At 46.0% G+C, this 21,747-nt stretch carries 20 protein-coding genes; 13 read left to right on the top strand and 7 right to left on the bottom strand.

What is annotated here, in order from left to right; translation table 11 throughout:
• The first annotated feature begins 109 nt into the window (after positions 1–109).
• Positions 110–1,078, top strand: a complete 969-nt coding sequence (locus C0638_RS22810; RefSeq protein ID WP_058710505.1) for an S-layer homology domain-containing protein — start codon at positions 110–112, stop codon at positions 1,076–1,078.
• 115 nt (positions 1,079–1,193) lie between these two features.
• On the opposite strand, the gene C0638_RS22805 is transcribed toward C0638_RS22810, so the two are convergent.
• Both C0638_RS22805 and C0638_RS22800 read right to left on the bottom strand, forming a co-directional pair.
• The gene (locus C0638_RS22805; protein WP_058710504.1) at positions 1,194–3,284 is read right to left on the bottom strand and encodes an ABC transporter ATP-binding protein; all 2,091 of its coding nucleotides are present in this window, start codon (positions 3,282–3,284) and stop codon (positions 1,194–1,196) included.
• Entirely contained in the window at positions 3,284–5,041 is a 1,758-nt protein-coding gene (locus tag C0638_RS22800; RefSeq protein WP_058710503.1) for an ABC transporter ATP-binding protein, read from the bottom strand. The genes C0638_RS22805 and C0638_RS22800 overlap by 1 nt, the downstream gene beginning before the upstream one ends.
• Before the next feature lie 50 nt (positions 5,042–5,091).
• On the opposite strand from C0638_RS22800, the gene C0638_RS22795 reads away from it, so the two are divergent.
• Entirely contained in the window at positions 5,092–5,292 is a 201-nt protein-coding gene (locus C0638_RS22795) for a hypothetical protein (RefSeq protein ID WP_230877356.1), read from the top strand.
• Between the two features lie 335 nt (positions 5,293–5,627).
• The gene (locus C0638_RS22790) at positions 5,628–5,930 is read left to right on the top strand and encodes a HesB/YadR/YfhF family protein (RefSeq protein WP_016821022.1); all 303 of its coding nucleotides are present in this window, start codon (positions 5,628–5,630) and stop codon (positions 5,928–5,930) included.
• 132 nt (positions 5,931–6,062) lie between these two features.
• On the opposite strand, the gene C0638_RS22785 is transcribed toward C0638_RS22790, so the two are convergent.
• From C0638_RS22785 to C0638_RS22775, 3 genes are all read right to left on the bottom strand, one after another.
• Positions 6,063–6,575 (bottom strand): hypothetical protein, encoded by a 513-nt coding sequence (locus C0638_RS22785; RefSeq protein ID WP_013370774.1) that lies wholly within the window; start codon positions 6,573–6,575, stop codon positions 6,063–6,065.
• A gap of 139 nt (positions 6,576–6,714) precedes the next feature.
• Positions 6,715–7,158 carry a DUF441 domain-containing protein gene (locus tag C0638_RS22780; protein ID WP_058710502.1) on the bottom strand — a complete coding sequence of 148 codons (444 nt, stop codon included), beginning with the start codon at positions 7,156–7,158 and terminating at the stop codon, positions 6,715–6,717.
• A 22-nt stretch (positions 7,159–7,180) separates the two neighbouring features.
• The gene (locus C0638_RS22775) at positions 7,181–8,152 is read right to left on the bottom strand and encodes a YpdA family putative bacillithiol disulfide reductase (protein ID WP_058710501.1); all 972 of its coding nucleotides are present in this window, start codon (positions 8,150–8,152) and stop codon (positions 7,181–7,183) included.
• 261 nt (positions 8,153–8,413) lie between these two features.
• On the opposite strand from C0638_RS22775, the gene C0638_RS22770 reads away from it, so the two are divergent.
• The 3 genes from C0638_RS22770 to C0638_RS22760 all read left to right on the top strand — a co-directional run bounded on the left by C0638_RS22770 (position 8,414) and on the right by C0638_RS22760 (position 11,005).
• On the top strand, positions 8,414–9,010 hold the full coding sequence (locus C0638_RS22770) for a DUF2087 domain-containing protein (RefSeq protein WP_013370777.1): 597 nt from the start codon (positions 8,414–8,416) through the stop codon (positions 9,008–9,010).
• Between the two features lie 476 nt (positions 9,011–9,486).
• Positions 9,487–10,584: a ribosome small subunit-dependent GTPase A gene (gene rsgA, locus C0638_RS22765; RefSeq protein WP_058710500.1), complete on the top strand. Its 1,098-nt coding sequence runs from the start codon at positions 9,487–9,489 to the stop codon at positions 10,582–10,584.
• An 82-nt stretch (positions 10,585–10,666) separates the two neighbouring features.
• Positions 10,667–11,005 carry a L,D-transpeptidase gene (locus C0638_RS22760; protein ID WP_013370779.1) on the top strand — a complete coding sequence of 113 codons (339 nt, stop codon included), beginning with the start codon at positions 10,667–10,669 and terminating at the stop codon, positions 11,003–11,005.
• 35 nt (positions 11,006–11,040) lie between these two features.
• Here C0638_RS22760 and C0638_RS22755 read toward each other — a convergent pair whose 3' ends face one another.
• Entirely contained in the window at positions 11,041–12,060 is a 1,020-nt protein-coding gene (locus C0638_RS22755; RefSeq protein WP_013370780.1) for a hypothetical protein, read from the bottom strand.
• 215 nt (positions 12,061–12,275) lie between these two features.
• On the opposite strand from C0638_RS22755, the gene C0638_RS25470 reads away from it, so the two are divergent.
• A complete protein-coding gene (locus tag C0638_RS25470) occupies positions 12,276–12,425 on the top strand; it encodes a hypothetical protein (RefSeq protein WP_023988262.1) in 150 nt (49 codons plus the stop codon).
• A 128-nt stretch (positions 12,426–12,553) separates the two neighbouring features.
• On the opposite strand, the gene C0638_RS22750 is transcribed toward C0638_RS25470, so the two are convergent.
• Complete coding sequence (locus tag C0638_RS22750) at positions 12,554–12,793, bottom strand: hypothetical protein (RefSeq protein ID WP_013370782.1); 240 nt, start codon at positions 12,791–12,793, stop codon at positions 12,554–12,556.
• A 390-nt stretch (positions 12,794–13,183) separates the two neighbouring features.
• Between C0638_RS22750 and C0638_RS22745 the strand changes: the two genes are divergently transcribed.
• From C0638_RS22745 to C0638_RS22720, 6 genes are all read left to right on the top strand, one after another.
• A complete protein-coding gene (locus C0638_RS22745; protein ID WP_013370783.1) occupies positions 13,184–13,504 on the top strand; it encodes a hypothetical protein in 321 nt (106 codons plus the stop codon).
• A 67-nt stretch (positions 13,505–13,571) separates the two neighbouring features.
• On the top strand, positions 13,572–17,567 hold the full coding sequence (gene essC / locus C0638_RS22740; RefSeq protein WP_058710499.1) for a type VII secretion protein EssC: 3,996 nt from the start codon (positions 13,572–13,574) through the stop codon (positions 17,565–17,567).
• Positions 17,568–17,583: 16 nt separating this feature from the next.
• Positions 17,584–18,426 carry a hypothetical protein gene (locus tag C0638_RS22735; RefSeq protein WP_025679804.1) on the top strand — a complete coding sequence of 281 codons (843 nt, stop codon included), beginning with the start codon at positions 17,584–17,586 and terminating at the stop codon, positions 18,424–18,426.
• Between the two features lie 5 nt (positions 18,427–18,431).
• A complete protein-coding gene (locus C0638_RS22730) occupies positions 18,432–18,968 on the top strand; it encodes a WXG100 family type VII secretion target (RefSeq protein ID WP_013370786.1) in 537 nt (178 codons plus the stop codon).
• 258 nt (positions 18,969–19,226) lie between these two features.
• Complete coding sequence (locus C0638_RS22725) at positions 19,227–19,502, top strand: WXG100 family type VII secretion target (RefSeq protein WP_007430133.1); 276 nt, start codon at positions 19,227–19,229, stop codon at positions 19,500–19,502.
• Between the two features lie 202 nt (positions 19,503–19,704).
• On the top strand, positions 19,705–21,747 hold the full coding sequence (locus C0638_RS22720) for a serine/threonine-protein kinase (RefSeq protein ID WP_013370787.1): 2,043 nt from the start codon (positions 19,705–19,707) through the stop codon (positions 21,745–21,747).

The raw sequence follows: 21,747 nt of genomic DNA, 5'->3' as shown, positions 1-21,747 counted from the left end.
TAGCTAAGGTATTCCATTGTTTTGCAACCAATTTGTGCATATTTGAAACATTTGATGGTTTTATTGCGTCCGTAAGTATAGAAGCAAAGTAAACATGGAGGTGTATCTCATGATTAAACATAAAAGCGTGGCAGCTGCGCTGCTTGTCGTCTGTTCATTGGCTGTGGCTACGTCGGCTTCTGCTTTTCGAGATATAAAGGGAGCTGAGCAGGAGAAGATCGTAAGTTCACTTCAGAACAAAGGAATTATTCAAGGGATAACCAAGGATAAGTTTGCACCAGATCAAACACTCACGTATGCACAAGGAGTACACTTGGTTGTTCGTGGAATGGATCTTCAGGTTATGCCTGATTTCACCACGGGCTCCTTTGCAAACATTCCGGCTTCCGCATGGTATGCCGATTCCTATCGGATTGCAGTCCAGCACCAAATCCCTCTGTCACCGGATATTGATCCGAGCACCCGTATGACAAGGGAACAATTCGCGAATATTCTGTACAAAGCCGTGAGTGCAACAGGTGAATATCCTACTGTTCGTATGTTCATTAATGTAGCAGATGGCAAAAAATTAGACCAAGAGTCGAACGAAGCAGTGCAATTTCTCCTGTTGACCAAAATTGCAAAATTGGACAAAGAAAGCAACTTTAACCCGGATCGTAAAGTAACACGGATGGAGGCAGCAGAAATGGTCTACCATGCATCCGAGTTTGTACAAAGTTATAAACCGGTGCAAGCCACTCCGGAAAATCCAGCTGAGCCTGTAGATCCGGTCCAACAAACCAATATTAGTATGAACATAGAGAAGGCGAATGATCAGCAGAACAAAGTGACCATCACCCGTCTGCAGGCACCTAATCCAGGTTACGGCATTGAAGTGGATCACATCGACTACGTAGATGATACGAATGCAGTCATTTACTACAAGCTGACTAGTCCAAAACCGGGGGAAATGAATATTCAAGTCATTACGGATACCCACACCAGTACATTGGTAGACAGTAAGTATAAGGTTACGCTCAAAGCAGTCGATGGAACTGTGCTTCCGCCCACGGGAACAGGCACGTCTGTAGCTAAATAAAACTTTAAGCCATATGTCAATATATAAAATAAAGCCAGCGAGTTCCCCCATAAGAATGGAGACCGCTGGCTTTTTAATGCTAAATGTTAATTGTAAGCCCAAGCTCTAGTATCATTTAAGCTTTAAATGCGATTTTGCCTGTAAGTAAGTCATTTTGCGCAGAAGATGTAGCTGAGGAAGACACAGATTCAGCTGCAACCGTTCCTGACTGGAGTTGATACATTTGGAAGTAACGTCCGCCTTGGGCCATAAGCTCGTCATGGCTACCCCGTTCAACAATTTCACCCCGATGCAGCACCAAAATTTGGTCTGCACTACGAATGGTGGACAAACGGTGGGCAATGATAAAGGTCGTACGTCCCTTTTTGAGCACCTCAAGAGCAGATTGGATGAGTGCTTCCGTTTCGGTATCAATGTTGGCGGTAGCTTCATCCAGAATTAAAATGGCAGGATCAAAGGCTAACGCGCGAGCAAACGAAATAAGCTGGCGTTGCCCGGCGGATAAGGTACTGCCTTTTTCAATAACAGGCTCATCAAATCCTTGGGGCAAATGGGCTAACAGTTTGTCGGCTCCAACGTCATGCAGCGCTTTATTTACCTGCTCTCTTGTAATTCTGCTGTCTCCGAGACTGACATTAGAGGCTACCGTGCCTGTGAACAAATATGGATCTTGAAGAACAATACCCATATGATGGCGAAGCCATTGCTTAGGAATATTTTTGACAGGCGTTCCGTCAATGGTGATCGTCCCTTTTTGCGGATCATAGAACCGGAATAGCAGGTTGATAATCGAACTCTTACCTGATCCGGTATGCCCGACAAGGGCAACCGTTTGACCAGGCTGTGCTGTAAAGGAAATATGCTTAAGCACATCATCCTTTTTGTAGGCAAAGGAAACGTCGTTAAATTCTACCTGGCCTTTGTAACGCGGCATAGTACCGTCTGTCACCGGCTCTCCAGTTTCGTCCATCAATTCAAATACACGTCCTGAGGATACGATGGAAGTATCCAGTACGGCGAGCTGGTTGACCATACCTGTAATAGGTTGGAACAATCGACCCAACACATCGACGAAGGCATACAATACCCCTAATGATATCGCACTACCTGTAGTGCCAAGCGCCGCAGATCCAAAATACCACAACACGACAGCGAAGGCGAGGTTTCTCAATACGTTGACCAAATTATGCGAAGTAAAAGCGTTCAAATTCAGCATTTTATTCTGATGCTTCATATAGTCATCATTCAACTCTTCAAACTCTTGCTGTGTTTGTTTCTGATGCCGGAATACGCGAATAATGGACATCCCCTGAATGGATTCATTGATAATCGCATTAATCTCACTGAGTCTGGACCGAATGATCGTGTTATAGCGGGTTGCAACCTTGCGGTACAATATGATCCATAAGATCAGTAACGGTACAATAAATAGAGAGATCAGACCCAGTCTGAAGTCCAGTAAAAAGAGTGCAACATATACCCCTGTCATCGTTACAATCCCTGAAGTGAAGTTGGAGAGTACAGCCACAAACAAATCTTTGACTGCCTCCGTGTCATTCGTAACACGGGATACGACCTTGCCTGCGGGTAAGTTATCAAAAAAGTAAACTGGCAAGCGCTGAATGTGTGCGTAGAGATCAAGTCGAAGCTTCTGAATGACCTTGTTCGCCGAGGATTGCAGCCAGTATGTTTTGCCGAACTCGGCAAAAATCGAAACGACCAAAAAGAAGCAATACCACCCAATCAGCTGAAAGATGCCGGGCATTTCTGGTTTATAAAAGCTATACAGCTCATCAGCGGTTAAAGCCTTGGCTTTGTAATGAAAGGTGTCGGAGCCGCGTGTCACGGTCAACGTACCGTTCGTAAAGGATCGGTTACCATCCGCTACTTGGACAGAGCCATCGACAAATACAAAAGATTTGCCAACTTGTAAAATCCTCGCTTCGCGCCCTTTGGCCTCCCCGGCTTCAAAGCGATCTTCACGTTTAAAATGGGTTCCAGCATAACTTACACCGCCGTCCACACTAGTCGTCTCATAAAATGGTTTTTCAATAGCGAGCATATGGTCGTCAATCATCGTTTTGGCGATGAAGGGACCGGCCAGCTCGGCGGCTACTCCAATAGCCAAGGCGATAAGAGCGGCAATAAAACCCGCTTTGCTCGTCAGTGCATACTGGAACAGTCTTTTGCCGATATTGGGTTTCATTAGGATACCTCCCCTGAGGTCAGATCAGATTCCACTTGTTGCCGTTCATATTGTTGTCGGTACCATCCGTCAGCCTGAAGCAGCTCGTTGTGGGTTCCTTCCTCAATAATGCGTCCTTGCTCCAGCACGACGATCCGGTCTGCATGCTCTACAGCCGATAGACGGTGAGTGGAGATCAAGGTTGTTTTACCCGAGCGCTTATGCCGGATATTGTCAATAATACGTGCTTCCGTGCGAGCATCTACTGCTGACAGTGCATCGTCGAGCACTAGAATATCTGGATCACCGATAAAGGCGCGCGCAAGCGAAACACGCTGCTTCTGACCACCGGACAGGGCGATGCCTTTTTCTCCGACCAGTGTATCCAGCCCATCGGACAGGGTACCCAAATCTTGGTCAAAGGCAGCCGTACGGATCGCTTCCATGATGTCGTCATCATCTGCCCCGGGTTTCCCGAACTGAATGTTCTCGCGCACCGATTTGGAGAACAAGATTTGTTCTTGCGGCACGTAGCCAATCCAGCTGTGTAATTGTTCTACTGCAATGTCCTCCAGCCGGGTGCCGGAAATTAAAATATCACCACTGCCAGTCGGATATTCATGCAATAGCTGTTTGAGCAAAGTGGACTTCCCGCTGCCTGTTCGACCAACGACCCCTAGTGTTTCTCCGCGTTTGAGCTCCAGGTTCACATGTGACAGATTGTCAACAGTGGAGGTAGGATAACGGAAAGTCACGTCTTTCATGGTGATGGATTCGGGACGATCCACTGGAACAGGTTGAGCTACATTCTGAACGTCTGGCTGGACATCGAGAGTTTCATTGACCCGGTCCAGAGAAGCGCTACCGCGCTGCATAATGTTAATCAGCTCGCCAATAGCAAACATCGGCCAAATCATCATTCCTAGATACATGTTAAAAGATACTAGTTCGCCTAGCGTGATATCGTTATGAAATACCAGATAAATACCATACCCGAGACCGATAACGTAGCTAAGTCCTACACATAAACGGATCGTCGGTTCAAAGAGAGCATCCATCCGGGCAACTGCTAAGTTTTTACGAAACACATCCTCAGTAATATCGGCAAAACGTTTTTCGTCCATTCGTTCTTGCACATAAGCTCGAATGACACGGATACCTGCCACCGACTCCAGCACCTGGTCGTTCATATCGCCAAATGCATCCTGTGCCAGTGTGTAACGCTCATGTACGGCTTTACCGTAAATACTCATGGCCAGCGCAATAAAAGGAAGGGGCAGAATGGCCGCCAGTGTTAGCTTCCAGCTAATCAGGGTGCCCATGGCAACCAATACAACGGTAAGGTAGACAGTGGAGTCTGTTAATGTCAACATACCGAAGCCTGCTGTACTTGCTACAGAGCGAAGGTCGTTCGTGGCACGAGCCATCAGATCACCTGTACGATTGCGTTCAAAAAATGGAGGGGTCATCCGCAGCAAATGATTCATAAAACGTGTACGCAATAGGCGCTCCACCAGATTAGCACCACCAAACAGCTTGTGCATCCATATGTACGTAATGTAGTAGATGATGGCAAGAATCCCTATGATGTACAAAATATAACGCCAAAGCGAAGACCAGGAAATCGATCCACGTACAATCTCATCAATGGCGCTGCCTAGCAGCCGAGGTGGAGCGAGCTCCAAAACGCCAACCGCAATCAGCAAAAACAATCCAATGGAGTATCGGCTTCGTTCTCTTTTAAAAAACCAGCCTAAATTTTTGAGTACTGAAAACAAGAGGAATCCCATCCTTTCATGTCAAGTTCATTCGAGAGTTGTGTACCATTTTGAAGAAACAACAGCGGCTTGCTGCCACAAGTATGATTCGGCAACAGGCGCAAAAAAGGCATACCGTCCGCAGACGATATGCCTTAAATCTCAATATCATATGGCGCGCAGGTATTCTCAGCATACTCGCCACTGAAAAACTGCTTAAACGCAGGCAGCCACTCGTATTAAACCATACAACAGGAATGGCCCAATTCTGAAGGATGCGACAGGGGAGATGCTCCGGTATGAAGTTGTTGTGTTTGTAGATGTGGGTGAAATACAATCATAAATTTTAGCACCGGAAACACTCCTTTCTTCCTCAAAATGGGTTCATTCTTACATGAGTTATCGTTCAAATTGGTAATAAATTTCAAAATGGATCTCGTATGGTTGAATCTTAACACCCTCTTTTGCGAATTGTCAAACCTTTTTCAAAAAAATGTATATGACTTGTCCAGGAAGCCGCATGGGGAGAGACGGTTGGTCGTTATTCCAAAAGATGCTATGATATAGTTGGCAAGACGTCATTTGTACAAGGAGATGAGCATAACGCATGAGCATACAGGTAACTGAACCTGCGGCACAGTGGTACATTAAGGAGCTTGGTTTGAATCGTGGAGATTCCATCCGTTTTTTTGTTCGCTATAGTTCCGGCGGTGGGTTGCATCCAGGCTTTTCTCTGGGAATTGCCGTAGAGCCTCCGCAGCACCCCGCATTACAGCATGAAGCGGCTGGCATTACGTTTTATATGGAGGATCAGGATTACTGGTATCTGAAAGGCCATCATCTGGAAGTGAAGTATTTGGAGGAACATGACGACATTATTTACACCTATGAAAAGGATGAACAAGCTTAATGCCTCCACGTTAAAAATAGCGTGCCAGTAATGGTTTATGGACATGAAAAGCGGCGGAGTATCGTGTGGCAGGAGATGAACCTGCACATGATACTCCGCCGCTTTATTGTGGTTAGGGCAGGATGTCGTATGTTAAGGGTTGTTAAACATCGGACCATCGACTGCAAAATCAAAATCATCAATATCGTACACATGTACAGGTACGGAAGCTTCGATAATGCGGTGGATCCAGTCTAATTGATCAGTCAGGATGGGTAATGCTTCACGCTGAGCTGTCAACACCAGTTCGGTTTCAATCGGATCAAAATATTCTCCGTAATGCGCCGTATCAACTGCATTAATGACAATGAGTGATGTATTGGCATCGAATAGGATAGGCAAGCTTTTCGCCCAAGGCATCTGAAGGGCACGCCGAATTTTTTTCTGATTCAACGGTTCTTCAAAATAACTGATTAGCTCACTTACCTTTCGCTTCACATGTTGATCGTCCATAGGGTTATCCATGAGAGGCTCTGTGCTGTCCTGGAATTCGTACAGCTCTAGCAGTGATGTGTAGGGCACTATATATTCCACAGGGGCGGGAGATGTAAGCAACTGGCCGTATATAGCCACCATTACAGCTTCCGTTACAAATTGTCGAGACATCGGTCAAGCCTCCTGCATTTACCAAATTATGCGATATGAGTATAACACAAAGCGGGACTGAATTCAGCCAGATATGCAGATTGCTATCATTCATTTGTATATTTGTTGAACGGCTCTTTTCAATCCTGTGTCTAGAAATTTAGGAGCGACCGATTAATAAGGAGAGCAGCCCGGCAGCAATCAGAGGTCCAACCGGAACCCCTTTAAAGAAGGCAACGCCAATGATGGTCCCAATCAGTAGACCTGTCACAATAATAGGCTGTCCGGACATCAGAGTTACTCCGCGGCCGCCTAGGTAGGCTACCAGAATTCCGATACCAATCGCGAGCAGGGACTTCCAGTGCAGGAAGGACTCTGTCACCTGATTGATGCTGATTTTACCGCTGGCTAGCGGGGTCATGACCCCAATCGTCAAAATAATTATTCCGATCGTTAGGCCATACTTTTCAAGCCAGGGGAAAGCAGTATGAAAGCTGGTTACCCGCAGCAGTAGTAGTACAACCATAGCAATCGTCACGGTTGAGTTGCCACTGATAATTCCAAGGCCGGCTAGTACCAGTAAGATAAGTGAGCTGTAATCCATTCAGTTGTTCTCCTTCGATCGTTTAACTTTGGATATGTTCGGCGATTTGACGCCCGTGCCAGCGACCTGTTTCAATAAACACTTCATTGGCATTGCTGCCTGAAGCGATGACCCCGGCGACATATATACCTGGGATGTTAGTTTCCATCGTGGCTGGATTAAATTCAGGTTTGTCCAGATCCTCAGCCATGTGGACGCCGACAGACTCCAGTAGTTTTCGTTCTGGGTGAAATCCTGTAAGTGCCAGTACAAAATCGTTTTCGAGCTCGAACGCTTCTGTGTTCATCGGAGTGACGATGACATGATCTGCATGAATTTCGGTAATGCGTGCGCCTAAGTGAAGCGTGATCTTCCCTTTTTGTACCATACTGTCGAACAATGGACGAACCCAAGGTTTGATATATGGAGACAACTCGTTGCGACGATAAACCATATCAATCGTAGCCCCGACCCGCACCAATTCCATTGCTGCATCTACCGCAGAGTTACTGCCGCCGATGACTGCGACCCGGGTTCCTGTATAGGGATGGGCTTCGCTAAAATAGTGAGTGACTTTATCCAATTGTTCCCCAGGAATGCCTAAATAGTTCGGATGATCAAAATATCCCGTAGCCACTACGACATAGCGTGTCGAATAGCTCTTGGTTATTTCCCGTTTGCTTAGGGTATGTACGGTAAATGTACCGTCTTCCTGCCGCTGAATGGATTGAGCCTCCTCATAGTGCTGAATGTCCAGGTTATAATGTGAGGCTACTTTGCGATAGTACGCTAGTGCTTCATGACGAAAAGGCTTGTCATTGGGAGTGCTGAACGGAACATCACCGATTTCCAATAGTTCGGCGGTGCTAAAAAACTGCATATTTGTCGGATACAGAAAAATGGAGTGAACGATGTTGCTTTTTTCAATAATGATCGTTCGCAAACCTCTGCGGCTGCATTCGATTGCAGCGGATAGTCCGCAAGGTCCGCCACCGATAATGATTACGTCGTGCATTTGGATGAACCTCCAGTTATATTGGTTTATTTCGTCAAACGGATCTCAGAATTGATGCAAATAGCACAGTATGTGAGAAGTTTTCAAATAATAATCCTACCGTAATGTGTGCATAATATCCAGCCGTTTTCAGAAAGAGATAATGTGAGGGAAGAATTGACAGACACTTTTAACATACATATAATTAGATGAATATCTATTTAAATTAAGCGAATTCGCTTGCTTAGCAAACCTGTAGTAGTGAAAAGAGGTGCAGTTACAATGCAACTAGATAAAATGGTCAATTATCATAAAGCACTTGCGGACCCGACACGTATGCGAATATTACTCCTTTTATCCCGTGGGGAGATGCATGGCCAAGCTTTGGCGAAAAAGCTGAACCTATCACAGCCTACAGTTACGCATCATGCTTCCAAACTCCGTGAGGTTGGGTTAATTAAGGAACGACGTGATAAAAACACGGTGTATTTTACACTGAATCCAGAGCTGATTCGGCAGCATGCCGAGGCGACTGTGCGTTTTATCTTTGAAAAAGGAGAGGAAGAGGAAGATATGTCCGAACTGAATGAAACGTTGGAAGCAACGGTTTTACGCAATTTTTTTGCCAAGGACGGCAAGTTACGTCAAATTCCTGCCCAGTATAAGAAAAAATTGATCGTACTTCAGATGCTCGCCGAAAAGCTGGAGCCAGGCCGCATCTATCCTGAACGTGAACTAAACGAATGGATCAAGCAATACCATGAGGATTTTGCGACGATTCGGCGTGAACTGATCATGCATCAGTTTATGTACAGAGAACGGGAAATGTACGAATTGAACCCGCGTGAAATGTGGACACGATGGGATCAGGTACGTTAAACGAAACTTGAAATAGTTTAAAATGTTTGAAATCAGCCTTGACAGACAATTGATGGACTTGTATGATAAAGGAAATTTTAGGAGGAGGCGATGTTATATGCGTACGAACATGAGTGGATGGGTTCAGCAGCAGAATGACTTGTCTCCCGCACGGACGATGCATAGCTAAAGACTGTTAGATCTATAGTCTTAGCTCAGCAGTTGGTTGGACAGTAGAACCAACGAAATCCGCAGGGAGTGATTCCCTGCGGATTTTTTTATGGTCAAGTGTTTTGTTATCCGTTTGTTGGTTTTGGGAGTGGTCTATGTAAGACTGCTTGCATATGTGAACGAACGGATCACATCGCCTGAACTGTATATCCTCCGCAGGGGTTTCCCTGCGGATTTTTTGCGTTGTTTGTTTGCGGAGAGAAAATGTACACCTATCGAGTAACGTTACATCCAGAAAAATTAAACATAATTTCAGGAGGAAAATAATGAGTATACACGATTACGGTTGGTCTGATTACTGGAACGGTTTTTGGGACCAATGGAAGCAAAGCTATGAGGAAAGAGCAGGAAACACGCAGATACGTCCTGCCCGCTTGATTGCCGATTATGGGCAAAAGGTGAAGCTTATTACGATGGATGGGGAACGCTGGGGAGCTGCTTCAGGTAAGCTAAGGCATGCTATGGTTGATCCAGCGGAAATGCCAGCTGTAGGGGATTGGGTGGCCATCACCACGTCGGACGAAGTATCGGATGCAGTAATCCATGCTGTCTTGCCACGCAAAAGCCAAATATCTAGACAGGCCGCGGGCTTTGAGACGAAAGAGCAACTCATCGCAACCAATGTAGATACGCTTTTTCTTGTTAATGCGTTGAATCATGATTTTAATATGCGCAGATTAGAACGGTATTTAATAATGGCCTGGAATAGCGGCGTAAACCCGGTTGTCGTGTTGAGTAAGAGTGACCTTTGTGACGATGTCGAACAGCGGGTTGCAGAAGCGGAGGGAGTTGCTCCTGGAGTACCTGTTATCGTTATTTCTGCTTTGCAGAACGAAGGCAGAGAGCAGCTGGAAGCGTTTCTTCAACCTGGCTGTACGGTTGCTTTAACTGGCTCTTCTGGTAGTGGCAAATCCACAATAGTGAACTGGCTTTCCGGAGCAGAAGTTCAACTGACACAGGATGTGAGGGAGGAAGACAGTCGAGGCAGGCATACAACCACACACCGACAGCTTTTTCCCATTGCAAAGCAAGCTGTTTTGCTGGATACACCCGGGATGCGCGAGCTTAATCTGTGGGATGATTCCAAGGGTGTAGCTCATACCTTTGCCGATATTATAGAAACCGCGCAGCAATGTCGTTTTGCCGATTGTAAGCATAAGGGAGAAGCTGGCTGTGCGGTGGAGGAAGCTATCCAAAAAGGGGAATTATCAGAATCTAGAGTGAACAATTATCGCAAGATGCAGCGGGAACTAGAGTATCAGGCACGCAAGGAAGCAGACCGACGTAGAAAGGATAGCCGTTCAAGTACAACTCCGGGCCGTAAGGATCAGCGAAGCGGTTGGCGACGTGATGTGGAGTGGTAAGCCGAGCTGTTTTGTAACATCATTTGTAGAAATATAAGAAAATCTATGTGGTAGTCGGCATATGGTGTAAAGGGGTGAACATATGCCGAACTACAGCATTGTGGTGGATTTATCGGATCGTCGTCTATATTTAAAAGATGGAAGTCAGATCGTTCTTAGTTATCCAGTCGGTATTGGGAAGGTGGCTACACAGACACCGCATGGGCAGTTTACGATTATTAACAAACAGCCCAATCCGGGCGGTCCTTTCGGAGCGTTCTGGATGGGGCTGTCCAAGCCGCATTATGGCATTCACGGCACCAATGAGCCATCGTCCATTGGCCAGATGGTGTCACATGGCTGTATTCGAATGCAGAATAAGGATGTGCTGGAGCTTCAGGAGAAGGTAAGTATAGGAACGCCGGTCACGATACAGCCATAACGTCTAGACGATATAGGATTCCTTTGGCTGCCTAGTTACGATTTGGGTTGAATTTGGACACGGGCTTCAATCCGATTGGAGCCCTCTTTGTCGTCTGCGGATTTAACTAAAGATCCCGCAAGACGTTCTCCATTTGTACCGTAAGCCTGTTTGGCGTTGGTCCACATATCTTCGTTTGGTTCGAAACTTATGACCAGGGTGTAGCGGTTGGCAAGGCTCGGCTTTTTGACCCTCATGCTGAAGGAACCATCAGGCATGACCTTGGTTTGATCATCGTAGCCAAACTGCCATCGTCCCGGAAAATCAATTGTGAGCTTGACGTCCGAACCCTCGAGCAAATTGCTGCGTGCATATACATGATAATAATTTCCTTTCTGCTTCACATCAGGCTTAATCCACACTTGAGGGCTACCGTAGTCCTTTGGTTTGTTCCAGACAGGCTTGATTAGAGGGACATGTCGATCTTGTTCAGGATCAAACTCAGCACCTATCCGAATTTCTTGCAAAAGTTGTTCGTTTTCTTCGTATTGATATACATAAGGGCCTTCTAATTTATTGCCACCACTACCATACAAATTTCGTATTTCTTTGTCTTGGTCATCCGGGCGAAATAGAACAGTCAGATCCATACTACCCTGTATACCAGGTCGGTGCACTTGGAGTACAAAACTTCCGTCCTTTTGAATAGTTGCCTCGTCCGTGTATCCGGTTAACATAGAGTTTTTGACTGCAAGATTCCCTTTGATCCGTGCTCCAGAAGGCAGGTTAGAATGTCCTGTAACCTTCACTGTATTTTTATCAATACTTATGTCACCTGATATTTCGACATAGCTACTGCCTTGCTGATGGACAGGTGCATCGTTGGCGGCTCGTTCATCAAGGGATGATGCAGCTTGGTTCGGATTACCTGTCACGGTATAGGCACGTGCTTCAGCTTCGTGTTGGGCCATACTTCGAGTTGAGGCTTTCTCCCTGCTGCATGCAGCCAGCATAATTAGGATGAAGAACATACATAAAAGGTTCCAGCTTATTTTGGTCATCATGTGCTTACTCATGGTTTTTGCTCGCTCCTTGTCCGTAGCTTCCAGGCTATACTGATAAAACTTTCGAAACTTTATGTATTTACCCTATTTAAAGGGTATGTAATCCCGCATGCTTTATCCTAGTCAAAGCGTGCGTGTTTAAACAACAGGTGGAATGGTTAAAAATGGATAGCCTGACCATCCCCTTGAAAAGCAGGGGCAGCTTGCTGTAAAGGAGCCTGAGTCATATGTCCATTGACCGTTTTATCTTAAAAAAGCTGGACAACTGCCGGGAAGAGCATACACGCGCTAATTTACTAGAACTGTTTAGAATACGAATTGAGAAGGCGCAGAATAAGGAACGAGGCGGTAAAAAGGGTTATCGCAGAATACTATAAATAGAGTCCGATCAAATGCATAGGCTGAGGTAAGTCATATGTAGCATGTTTCAAAACCGCTGATTTGGAGAGGGTGCCGAAATGCCCCTCTCTTTTTTGTGTCTAATGCAAACAAAAAAAAGTCCCTCTTAATAGAGGGACAATGCCAATGAATCATTTTCACTAACGCTATGCAGGATGGCTTCACAACCGACAATCTCTATACTGATCAAAGAGTTAAGACATTTTTGAAGGGCACGCTTGCCGCTGGAGATTTTGTTCTCCAAAGTATTACTTAGAAGTTTTAAGGTTTTTTGTACCGGTTGCTTATTTTCTTGATTGAAGTATACGGGAATACGTTTGTTTTGAAATGTAATTAATGTTCTCACAAAAATCACCTCACCTGAGTTATTTCATGGCTTTATTGTAGTGCCCGTTTCTTAAAATTACCTTAAAAACACCTTATAAAAACATAAAGGTCTGAAAAATTTACAAAGTGTTCACAACAATTTGGGTAACAATCGAATTTAGTTCTAACTAATCGACAAAATAACGTAAGCACGCAAATTAAATTTTGTAAATACCTATTTTTGATTCATATGACTCTAGCATTAATTTTAAGCATGCCTAAAGTCATTGTTTTATTTTGAGCGTGGGTATTTTGTAACAAATTGACAGTCTAATAGACGGATGCTACAGTTACGATAGCCATATTTCCGTAGAAATAGGCTTTTTGCGTGAGTATTGCTGTATAAATTAAGGATCGGGAGGGATGACAGATGATCCTGACCGTGCTTTCAGGACGACAGGAAACAGAGTGGTTTGATATTGAGGTGGCTGATGAATACTCGGTGGAACATTTAAAATTGATGCTGGGTGTGCGTATTTTTGGTGAGCCTCCGGCTGAAGGCATGCAATATATTATGGAAGCAAAATTCCCAGAAGGGCTTTGGTTCAGAGTGGAGGATAACCAGCTACTCACAGGAGCAGGTTTGCGGGAAGGCTGTACTGTGCGCATTCAGCGAGCTTTTTCGACAACTCAGGACGAGGCGCCTGTATATGGAAGGCGTTCTTTGTTTCAAACTGAAAAAAATGGGTAAATACACACATGAAATAATATGAAACCTTGGTAAAATGAAATAGTAAGCGAAAAGGGGGACTTTTGTCTTGAATGTATTATACCAGCGATCCCCGAGATTAAGACCGGCCCTCCGAGAGGAGAAGCTGGAGATTTTGCGGCCTCCGGCTGAGCCGAGCAAGCCGTCTTTTTCTATTATATCTATACTTATTCCGTTAATGATGACGTTGGTGACTGTAGGCTTTTACGTATATATGAGCAGAACAGGCAAGATGGGCAACAGTAACTATTTGATGTTCCAAATGGTTACTGTGGTCATGATGCTTACATCTTATACGATTCCTTTTTTCGTCTATTTAAATAATAAGAAGGAATATAAGCGCAAGTTGGAGGAGCGGGACCGAATGTATCGGGAACAGCTCCAAAAGCATCGTGAAGAACTCGAAATGAAACGCGAAGAGCAAATTCGCACACTATATGAAATTCACGGTGATCCGCAAATATGCACTCAAATCGTAAAAAACCGCAACAGTTCTCTTTGGGAACGATCACCAGAGGATGAAGATTTTTTGCAGGTACGTATCGGGACCGGACAAGTTCCCTTTCATATTAAACTACAAATTCCACGACCTGACGGTTATGACCGTGATCCCTTGTTGGGGGCTGCAGATGAACTGGAGGAAGAATTTCGTTTGGTGGACGCTGCTTCCATCACATTACCGCTGTTTCAATCCAAAGTGGTTGGATTGGTCGGCGAGCGGGAGCATACCCTGGCTGCGTTAAGAGTCATCTTGGCACAAGTGACGGTTCGTCATTCGCCGGATGAAGTGAAAATTGCCTCCTTCTATGATGAGCGAGAGGAAAGTGAATGGTCTTGGATGCGCTGGCTCCCGCATGTGTGGGATGATGACCGAATCCAGAGAATGATGTCAGACCGCAGTAGTAGCGCCCATCAATTAGCTGACTTTCTGTTTGCCAGATTGAACCGCCGAAAAAATAATCGCAATGACCGTCAGGGCAAAGGTATGGAAGCGCCGTGTTATGTCATTGTTTTATCTGATACCCAACTGATTGAGGAAGAACCTTTGCTGCCGTTGTTGCTAGAGGACGGCCGAGCCATAGATGCGTGTACGATTGTGCTGGCTTCTCGTAAAGAGGCTTTGCCAATGCAGTGTCAGCTGATTGTGGAGGCTTCCAAGGAACAGGGTGTATATGCCCTTAAATCAGAATCAGCGGAGGTTGAACAGCAAAGTTTTAAACCGGATCGTTTGTCCAAAGAGGAAGCCGATGCATTGGCGCGGTACATGGCGCCTATTCGTTTGAAGCGTTCTTCGGCTTCTGATATTCCCGCTGTTCTGCCTCTTTTTGATATGATGAGTGTAGCAAGTGTGGAAGAACTGGATGTGGCAGACCGGTGGCGACGTAACCGCCATCCTGATACATTACCCGTGCCGATGGGCGTGCGGGCAGGCGGCAAAAAAATTATGATTAACCTGCATGATAAAATAGAGCGTCAAGGTCATGGTCCCCATGGCTTGATCGCCGGTACGACAGGTTCAGGGAAGAGTGAGGTTATTCAGTCTATCGTAGCCTCGCTCGCTGCTGAGTTTCACCCGCATGATCTTGCTTTTATGCTGATCGATTACAAGGGTGGTGGCATGTCCAACACGTTCGTTAACTTGCCGCATGTTGTGGGCACGATCACGAATCTGGACAATAATTTGATTGAGCGTGCTAAAATATCTCTTAAAGCAGAACTGGTTCGTCGACAGAAGATATTGAACGATGCGGGCAATTTACAGCATATTGATGAATATTACAGACTACTCCGGCAGCGGCAGGAACAACCGCTGCCTCATCTGGTTATTATTATTGATGAATTTGCACAGTTAAAGCGGGATCAGCCAGAATTTATGGACGAGCTAATCAGTATTGCCGCGATTGGGCGGACATTAGGTGTCCATCTGATTTTGGCGACTCAAAAGCCTGCTGGTGTTGTAGATGATAAGATTTGGAGTAACTCCAGGTTCCGGATCTGCTTGCGGGTGCAAAGTGAAGGTGATAGCCGTGATATGTTGAAAATACCGAATGCCGCGTGGATAACGAAGCCGGGACGAGGATATTTTCAAGTGGGTAGCGACGAAGTGTTTGAAGAAATGCAATTTGCTTGGAGCGGTGCGCCGTATATAGGCAACAGAGACATTTCTTCTGCCTTACCTGTTCATGAAGTGAGACTGAACGGGAAACGTGAAGCGCTATTGACGGGTGGCGAACGGGCAAGCTCAGGCTTAAAGGGAGAAGAAGCTCCTAAACAGCTTCAAATATTTATTGATTATATTGCAAAAGAAGCAGCTAAGGCAGGAATCGAACGTCTTCAGGGACCGTGGCTTCCACCGCTGCCAGAAATGTTGGATTTAACTAATCTACCGCAATGTACCGAAATAGATAGTACATCATCATCCTTGGAGCTCAAGTCTCTTATTGGGCTGGTCGATGATTTGCCGAATCAACGGCAGGAGCCGATGTATGCGTCGCTGGATCATGGTCATTGGGCTGTGTATGGCATGCCGGGCATGGGGAAAACGACCTTTTTGCATACGTTGCTGATGTCCACGGCTCTGCGTTACGCTGCGAATCATTGGAACGGTTATATCATTGACATGGGTCGAACCATGCGCGACTTTGGAGAGCTTCCACAAATCGGTGCTGTTATGATGGCCGAGGAGGATGACCGGATTAAACGGTTGTTCCGCTATCTATTCAAGATGGTGGCCCTACGCAAGGAAATGCTTTCTGAGGCTGGCGTCAAAACAATAAGTTCTTTTCGACGTTCTGCTGTCGAGGATGTTCCGCAAATTGTCGTAGTTATTGATGGATACCTTAATTTTCGAAATGCTTATCCGGATGAAAATGAACTGCTGGAATCTCTTTTGCGTGAAGGAGGCAGTCTAGGTATCACGTTCATCATTACAGCGAACCGGATTACCGATGTGTTTGAGAAGTTCCGCAGTAACATACCTAATGCTGTTTCTTTCGAATTGGCTGATCCTAGTGACTACTATTATGCGGTAGGACGACCAGCCAAAACACCAGGGCCGTTAATTCCGGGTCGGGCTCTGGTTAAAGGGCATGTTCCTCCGCTGGAGTTCCAGACGGCACTCCCTTCACCAGGAGAAGATGAGGCGGAACGATCAGCACAACTGCGTCGCAATATCGCTGGCATTGTGCAGGGATGGAAGGGCAAGCACGCACCCGCCATTCTCCCATTGCCTGAGCGCGTTCCACTGTTGGAATTACTTCAGCAGTGGGATCGGACGAGTGGACCATCAGGTGCGCTTCCTTACGAAGTACCTGTAGGCCTACAGAGTGACGATCTTGAGCCTTTTCTCCTGAATTTGAAAGAAGGGCCTAATTTTATCGTAGGTAGTCCAATGGAGGGTGGAAAAACCTCCTTCCTGATGAGTTGGATTATTTCGCTCGCTTATTACACGTCACCGGATCAAATGCAAGTCTATACGATCGATACACGCTATGGAGGCGGGGGACTATCCCGATTACGACATCTTCCTCATGTCAAGGCTGCTGCCGAAAGCGAGGAGGAAATGGGACCTCTGGTACAACAGGTGCATGATATCGTTCAACAACGGAGCAAGGATGGGAATGATCCCGAACTGCTCCTGGTCATTGATGATGCGGATATGTTAAGCAAGCAACTGAACGATTTTATGATAAAGGATCAGCTTTCCGCCATTGTACGGTTGGGACGTGATCGCAATGTGCATGTCGTGCTATCGGGTGTGCCATCTGATTTCCCTACCTTTGGTGTGGATTGGTTTAATGATGTCAAGGCAAGCCAAAGCGGTATGCTTTTTGGAACACTGGATTCGAATGATTTATCGTTCTTTCGTATCCCTTATTCGGAAGCAAATGCTGCTGCTGGTGGCCTAAAAGTCCTGCCTCCTGGGCAGGGATACTACGTACGACGCAAATTTACCAGGATAAAAGCGGCGATTCCCTTCTCAGAGCAAATGAGCTGTGAGGATTGGATAACGAAAATTCGTGACCGATGGCATGTTGTAGTTTGAAGGGAGGTGGCTCATAATGTTAACGTTTCAAGCTTCCAAGCAGAAGTTAATAACCCTCAAGGCAAAGGAACTGTTTTTTCTGGCAGGCGTATTGGGCTCTGACAGACTGCTTGGGGTGGAAGATCCGTTTAAGGGCTATCTAGCAGAGGAGTTGGCGGAAGAGTGGGAGCAGGTTAAAGCTGCTCTTCTGGAAAAGGGTTATCTGAAGCAAGCCGATAAGGGCAAAGAGCTGGCTATGCCTCCTACCGTTTTTTCAAGAGTTGCTATCGCGGGATTATCCAACAGGGCTTGCCGTATACGCTATGTAAAGGGAGGTAAGCAGTTTGAAGGCTATCTTCATTGCACGAATGAGCGTGTGGTGGAGCTTGTGAAATCTGTTGACGAACCCGATGAATATCGTCTGTACGATCTGGGTAATGTGGAAAAGGCTTGCGAAACATTGATTGATAAAATGGGCTGGGTTGATCGGCTTGTACCTGAATCTCCCGCGCTTATGTTTTCCAAGCAGGCTTTTAATAAAATTTACGAGCAATCTGCTGGAGAAAGTTTGTCTCAAATCAGCAGTAAGCTAACCGAAGCTAGCGGAGATGAAGAGGGGGCGATGAGACTGGCTCAGTCTTTGAGTTCCCGTGTAGCCGAGGGAGAATTGCAATTGCTGGTCTGGAACGGCAGAGAGTGGGAGTCACAACGGGCAGCTTTTGTCCTGTGTCCTGCAATGAACTGGATATTTCGGATGAGCTCTGCTGGTAACGGAGACTGGTTGATTGCAGCTATGGCTTCAAGAGAACAGTTTGTGGATTTATTATTGAATTGGTTGAAACAGTCGGCAGTGACTGAAGAAGTGACAGAAGAAGGGTGATGGATATGCGCATTCGAGTTGAACCGGATGTGCTTCGGGGGCTTAGCGGGCAGCTACAGCATGCGGCGGAGCAAATTCAACAGTTAACAGCAGGTTTGGAGCAGGCGTTACAATCGCTGGATTGGGATGTATCTGCACGTGAGGCGATCTTGAATCAGTGGATGCAAGCCAAGCGGATGTCAGAACAGATTCATGCTTATCTCCATACATCAGGTACACAACTGAACCGAAAGGCAGAGCAGTTTCAGTCTGTTGACCACAACTATCAAACGATTCTGCCATTTGCCAGCCAACCATTGGGACGACCCGTCACGATGCTCGATTGGTCGAATCAACAATCACCGTCTATTCTGCCTGGGCAAGCTTCGGAAGGAAGCAGTCTGATTTCCAACCCGCAGTCTGTCGTACATGCTATTGCAGGTGTACAGCCTTCGGATGTAGGCACCCTGCATCAGGATATTCTGAAGCAGGCGTCTTCTAGCAGTCCGCAGGATTGGTATTTTACTGACCCGTCTATAGCAAGAGATCAGCCTGTCGCTTAGTTCGGATCGTTCCGAGATGATCTGGATCGACTTGTAAATCCATATGAATTTGTTATACCATTCCCGGTTTTATGGGACTAATATGGGACTTATTAGGTGGTTGTTTTATTAAGATTGTACTGTTAGATGCTGCTTTCTAGTTAAAAAGTGGGATTATTGCAATTAGGTCCTTTGCCTTTTGTAGGGAATTAAATAGCCATAGTACAATTTGAACCAGCTAAACAAAAACATTTTTTATCATCAAGGAGGACGCAAAAAATGGCAGGACGCATTTTAATTACCCCAGAACAGGTTGATCAGGTAGCTAACCAATTTAAACAAAGTGGTGAGCAAAGCCAGCAGATCGTTTCCAGCTTGACTCAATCCATCTCCGGTATGGAAGGTCAATGGGAAGGTATGACTAAACAACGCTTTTTCCAAGAGTTCCAAGAAGCTAGCAAACAAATGCAAGCTTTCGTAACGACTTTGAATAGCATTAGCCAAGAATTGACAGCTATCGCTAACAAATTCCGTACGGTTGACCAAGCAAAATAAGTTGTCATGCCTGATCGGCATTAACTTATCATATATCACTCTATAAAGAAGCAATATGTGAACCCATTCCTCACGGTTTGGCACAGATTGTACAGGAAAAACCGGGCGATCTTCGGATACCCGGTTTTCTTGCCATCCATAGACGTATATAATAAGGTGAGGAAAACTAGCATACTGAACGATATAAGGAGAGGGATGTTTCATGTCTTTTCAACCGAATCCGGGAGACGAATTGATCATAAACGGCACAGCTTATGTGGTTGGACGACATCCCGCTGCACCCGGTTTAGCCTATGCACAAGCAGGGAGGCAGGGAATTGTATACCAGCTGATTGCCAAAAACGGAGCACCGCATGAGGCGAAAGCCCTTAAAGTGTTTTTTCCGAAGTTCCGCATCCCGGCTATGGTTTATCAATCTGAGCATATGGAAACATACGGGGATATTCCCGGTTTGCAGGTATGCAAGCGTGATGTGCTCACTCCAGAAAGAAACGGAAGTCTGATCGCTGAGCAGCCTGATTTGCTGTACGCGGTGCTGATGCCATGGGTTCATGGTATGACATGGTTCGATTGTCTCACAGATCAGCGTCAGCTTGAGGCTTCCGATAGTCTGGCTTTAGCCAGAGCACTGGCAGGGATCGGTTCAGCGATGGAGCAAAAAGGATTGGCTCACTGTGATTTATCGGCGCCTAATGTTATGCTTCCGTTTTTTTCTGAAGTGGAACTGCCTGAAGGCACGTCAGCTGTCGAATTGGTAGACGTGGAGCAAATGTATAGCACCAAAATGGATCGTCCAGATGCACTATTAGCAGGATCGCCAGGGTATGCTGCACATCGTACCGTTCACAGCGGGTTATGGAGTGCATATGCAGACCGTTTTGCAGGGGCTATCATTATTGGGGAGATGCTAGGCTGGTCTGACCGTGTGGTGGTCGATAAAGCGTGGGGCGAAAGTTATTTTGATCAGCATGAAATGCAGACGCCTTGCGAACGTTATTTTATTTTACGGAAATCGCTTGAATCCCGTTGGGGCAGCAAGGTGGTAGAACTATTTAGTCGTGCCTGGGATAGTCAGGATTTAAGTAGTTGTCCTACCTTTGGCGAATGGTTGGTTGTACTTAATGCGGTTACTGAACAGGAAATTCCTGTTGAGACTATAGAAACTGAGCCAGCTGTGACAGAAACAATAGAATCGGCGGCGGCGGGGTCCTCAAGTGAAACGGTATCCTCTTTGGCAACCCCTGCACCGCTCAAAGCTGAACAGGCTGCATTGCTAAATCAGGATGTCCTAGAGCAGGGAGAGCGTGGAGTAACGGACAAGCTGTTTCGACAGGCGCGTGAACTGGAGCAGCAGAACAAACCTGCTGCAGCGTTGGAAGTCTATCGTTCGTTGTATCACTTTGTAGAAGACGGCAGTCCTTTGCATGTGGAGGTGTCGGCTGCGATTACAGGACTGGAGGAGCAGCTGAATCCCAAGATGCCAGAGCAACCTGAAAAATCGAAAGCCTGGTATCGCTCCAAAATGTTTATCGTTACAGCTTCGGCCGCAGTTGTTCTTTTGGCAGCTGGAATCCCAACTGTGAGTATTCTTGCAGATCAGTCTAATCAGCGACAAATCGAGGCTACAAAGCAAGAAGAGGCATTGAAGGCTGCAAAAGCGGCCGAGGAAAAGTTGGCAGCTGAGCAGGAGGCCGCTCAAAAATCGCTAACGGAGAAACAACGGCAGGAAGCTGAACAGCAGGCCAAACAACAGGCTCTTGCTGCTCAAAAGCAACAGGAAGAGCAAAAGAAACAACAAGCTCTGATCGCTCAACAGGTTAAATATGAAGCTTATCTCGCCCAAAAGGAACAAAACAAGCAGGCTGCTGCCAAGTTGGCGAAGCAAAAAGCATATGATCAACAGGCAAAGTATGAAAAATACCTGGCCTTGAAAAAGGAGCAGGAAGCTCGTGCCGCCAAGGAAGAAGCAGCTCGTAAAGCAGCAGCTGAGGCGGAACAAAAGCGAAAAGACGCTATACAGTCACGTAACAAGGAGAATGTTCTCCAGCTTATTTCCTTGTACAACAAGGCGTATGCTTCTCAGGAAGGTGGAAGCACGACGAAGGCAAAGAGCTTTGCCAAACGTTTTAGAGCATTATATGACAGTAATCCTTCTTATTATCGTTCAGTAGGTGAAGTGGGCTATCGGGCTTCCTCTATTTATAACTTTTTAGGAGATACGAATTTTAGACTGCCTAAAATTTGA

This window comes from Paenibacillus sp. lzh-N1 (assembly GCF_002872435.1).
GTDB lineage: Bacteria > Bacillota > Bacilli > Paenibacillales > Paenibacillaceae > Paenibacillus > Paenibacillus polymyxa_C.
This window is presented reverse-complemented; position numbering and strand designations above follow the sequence as displayed.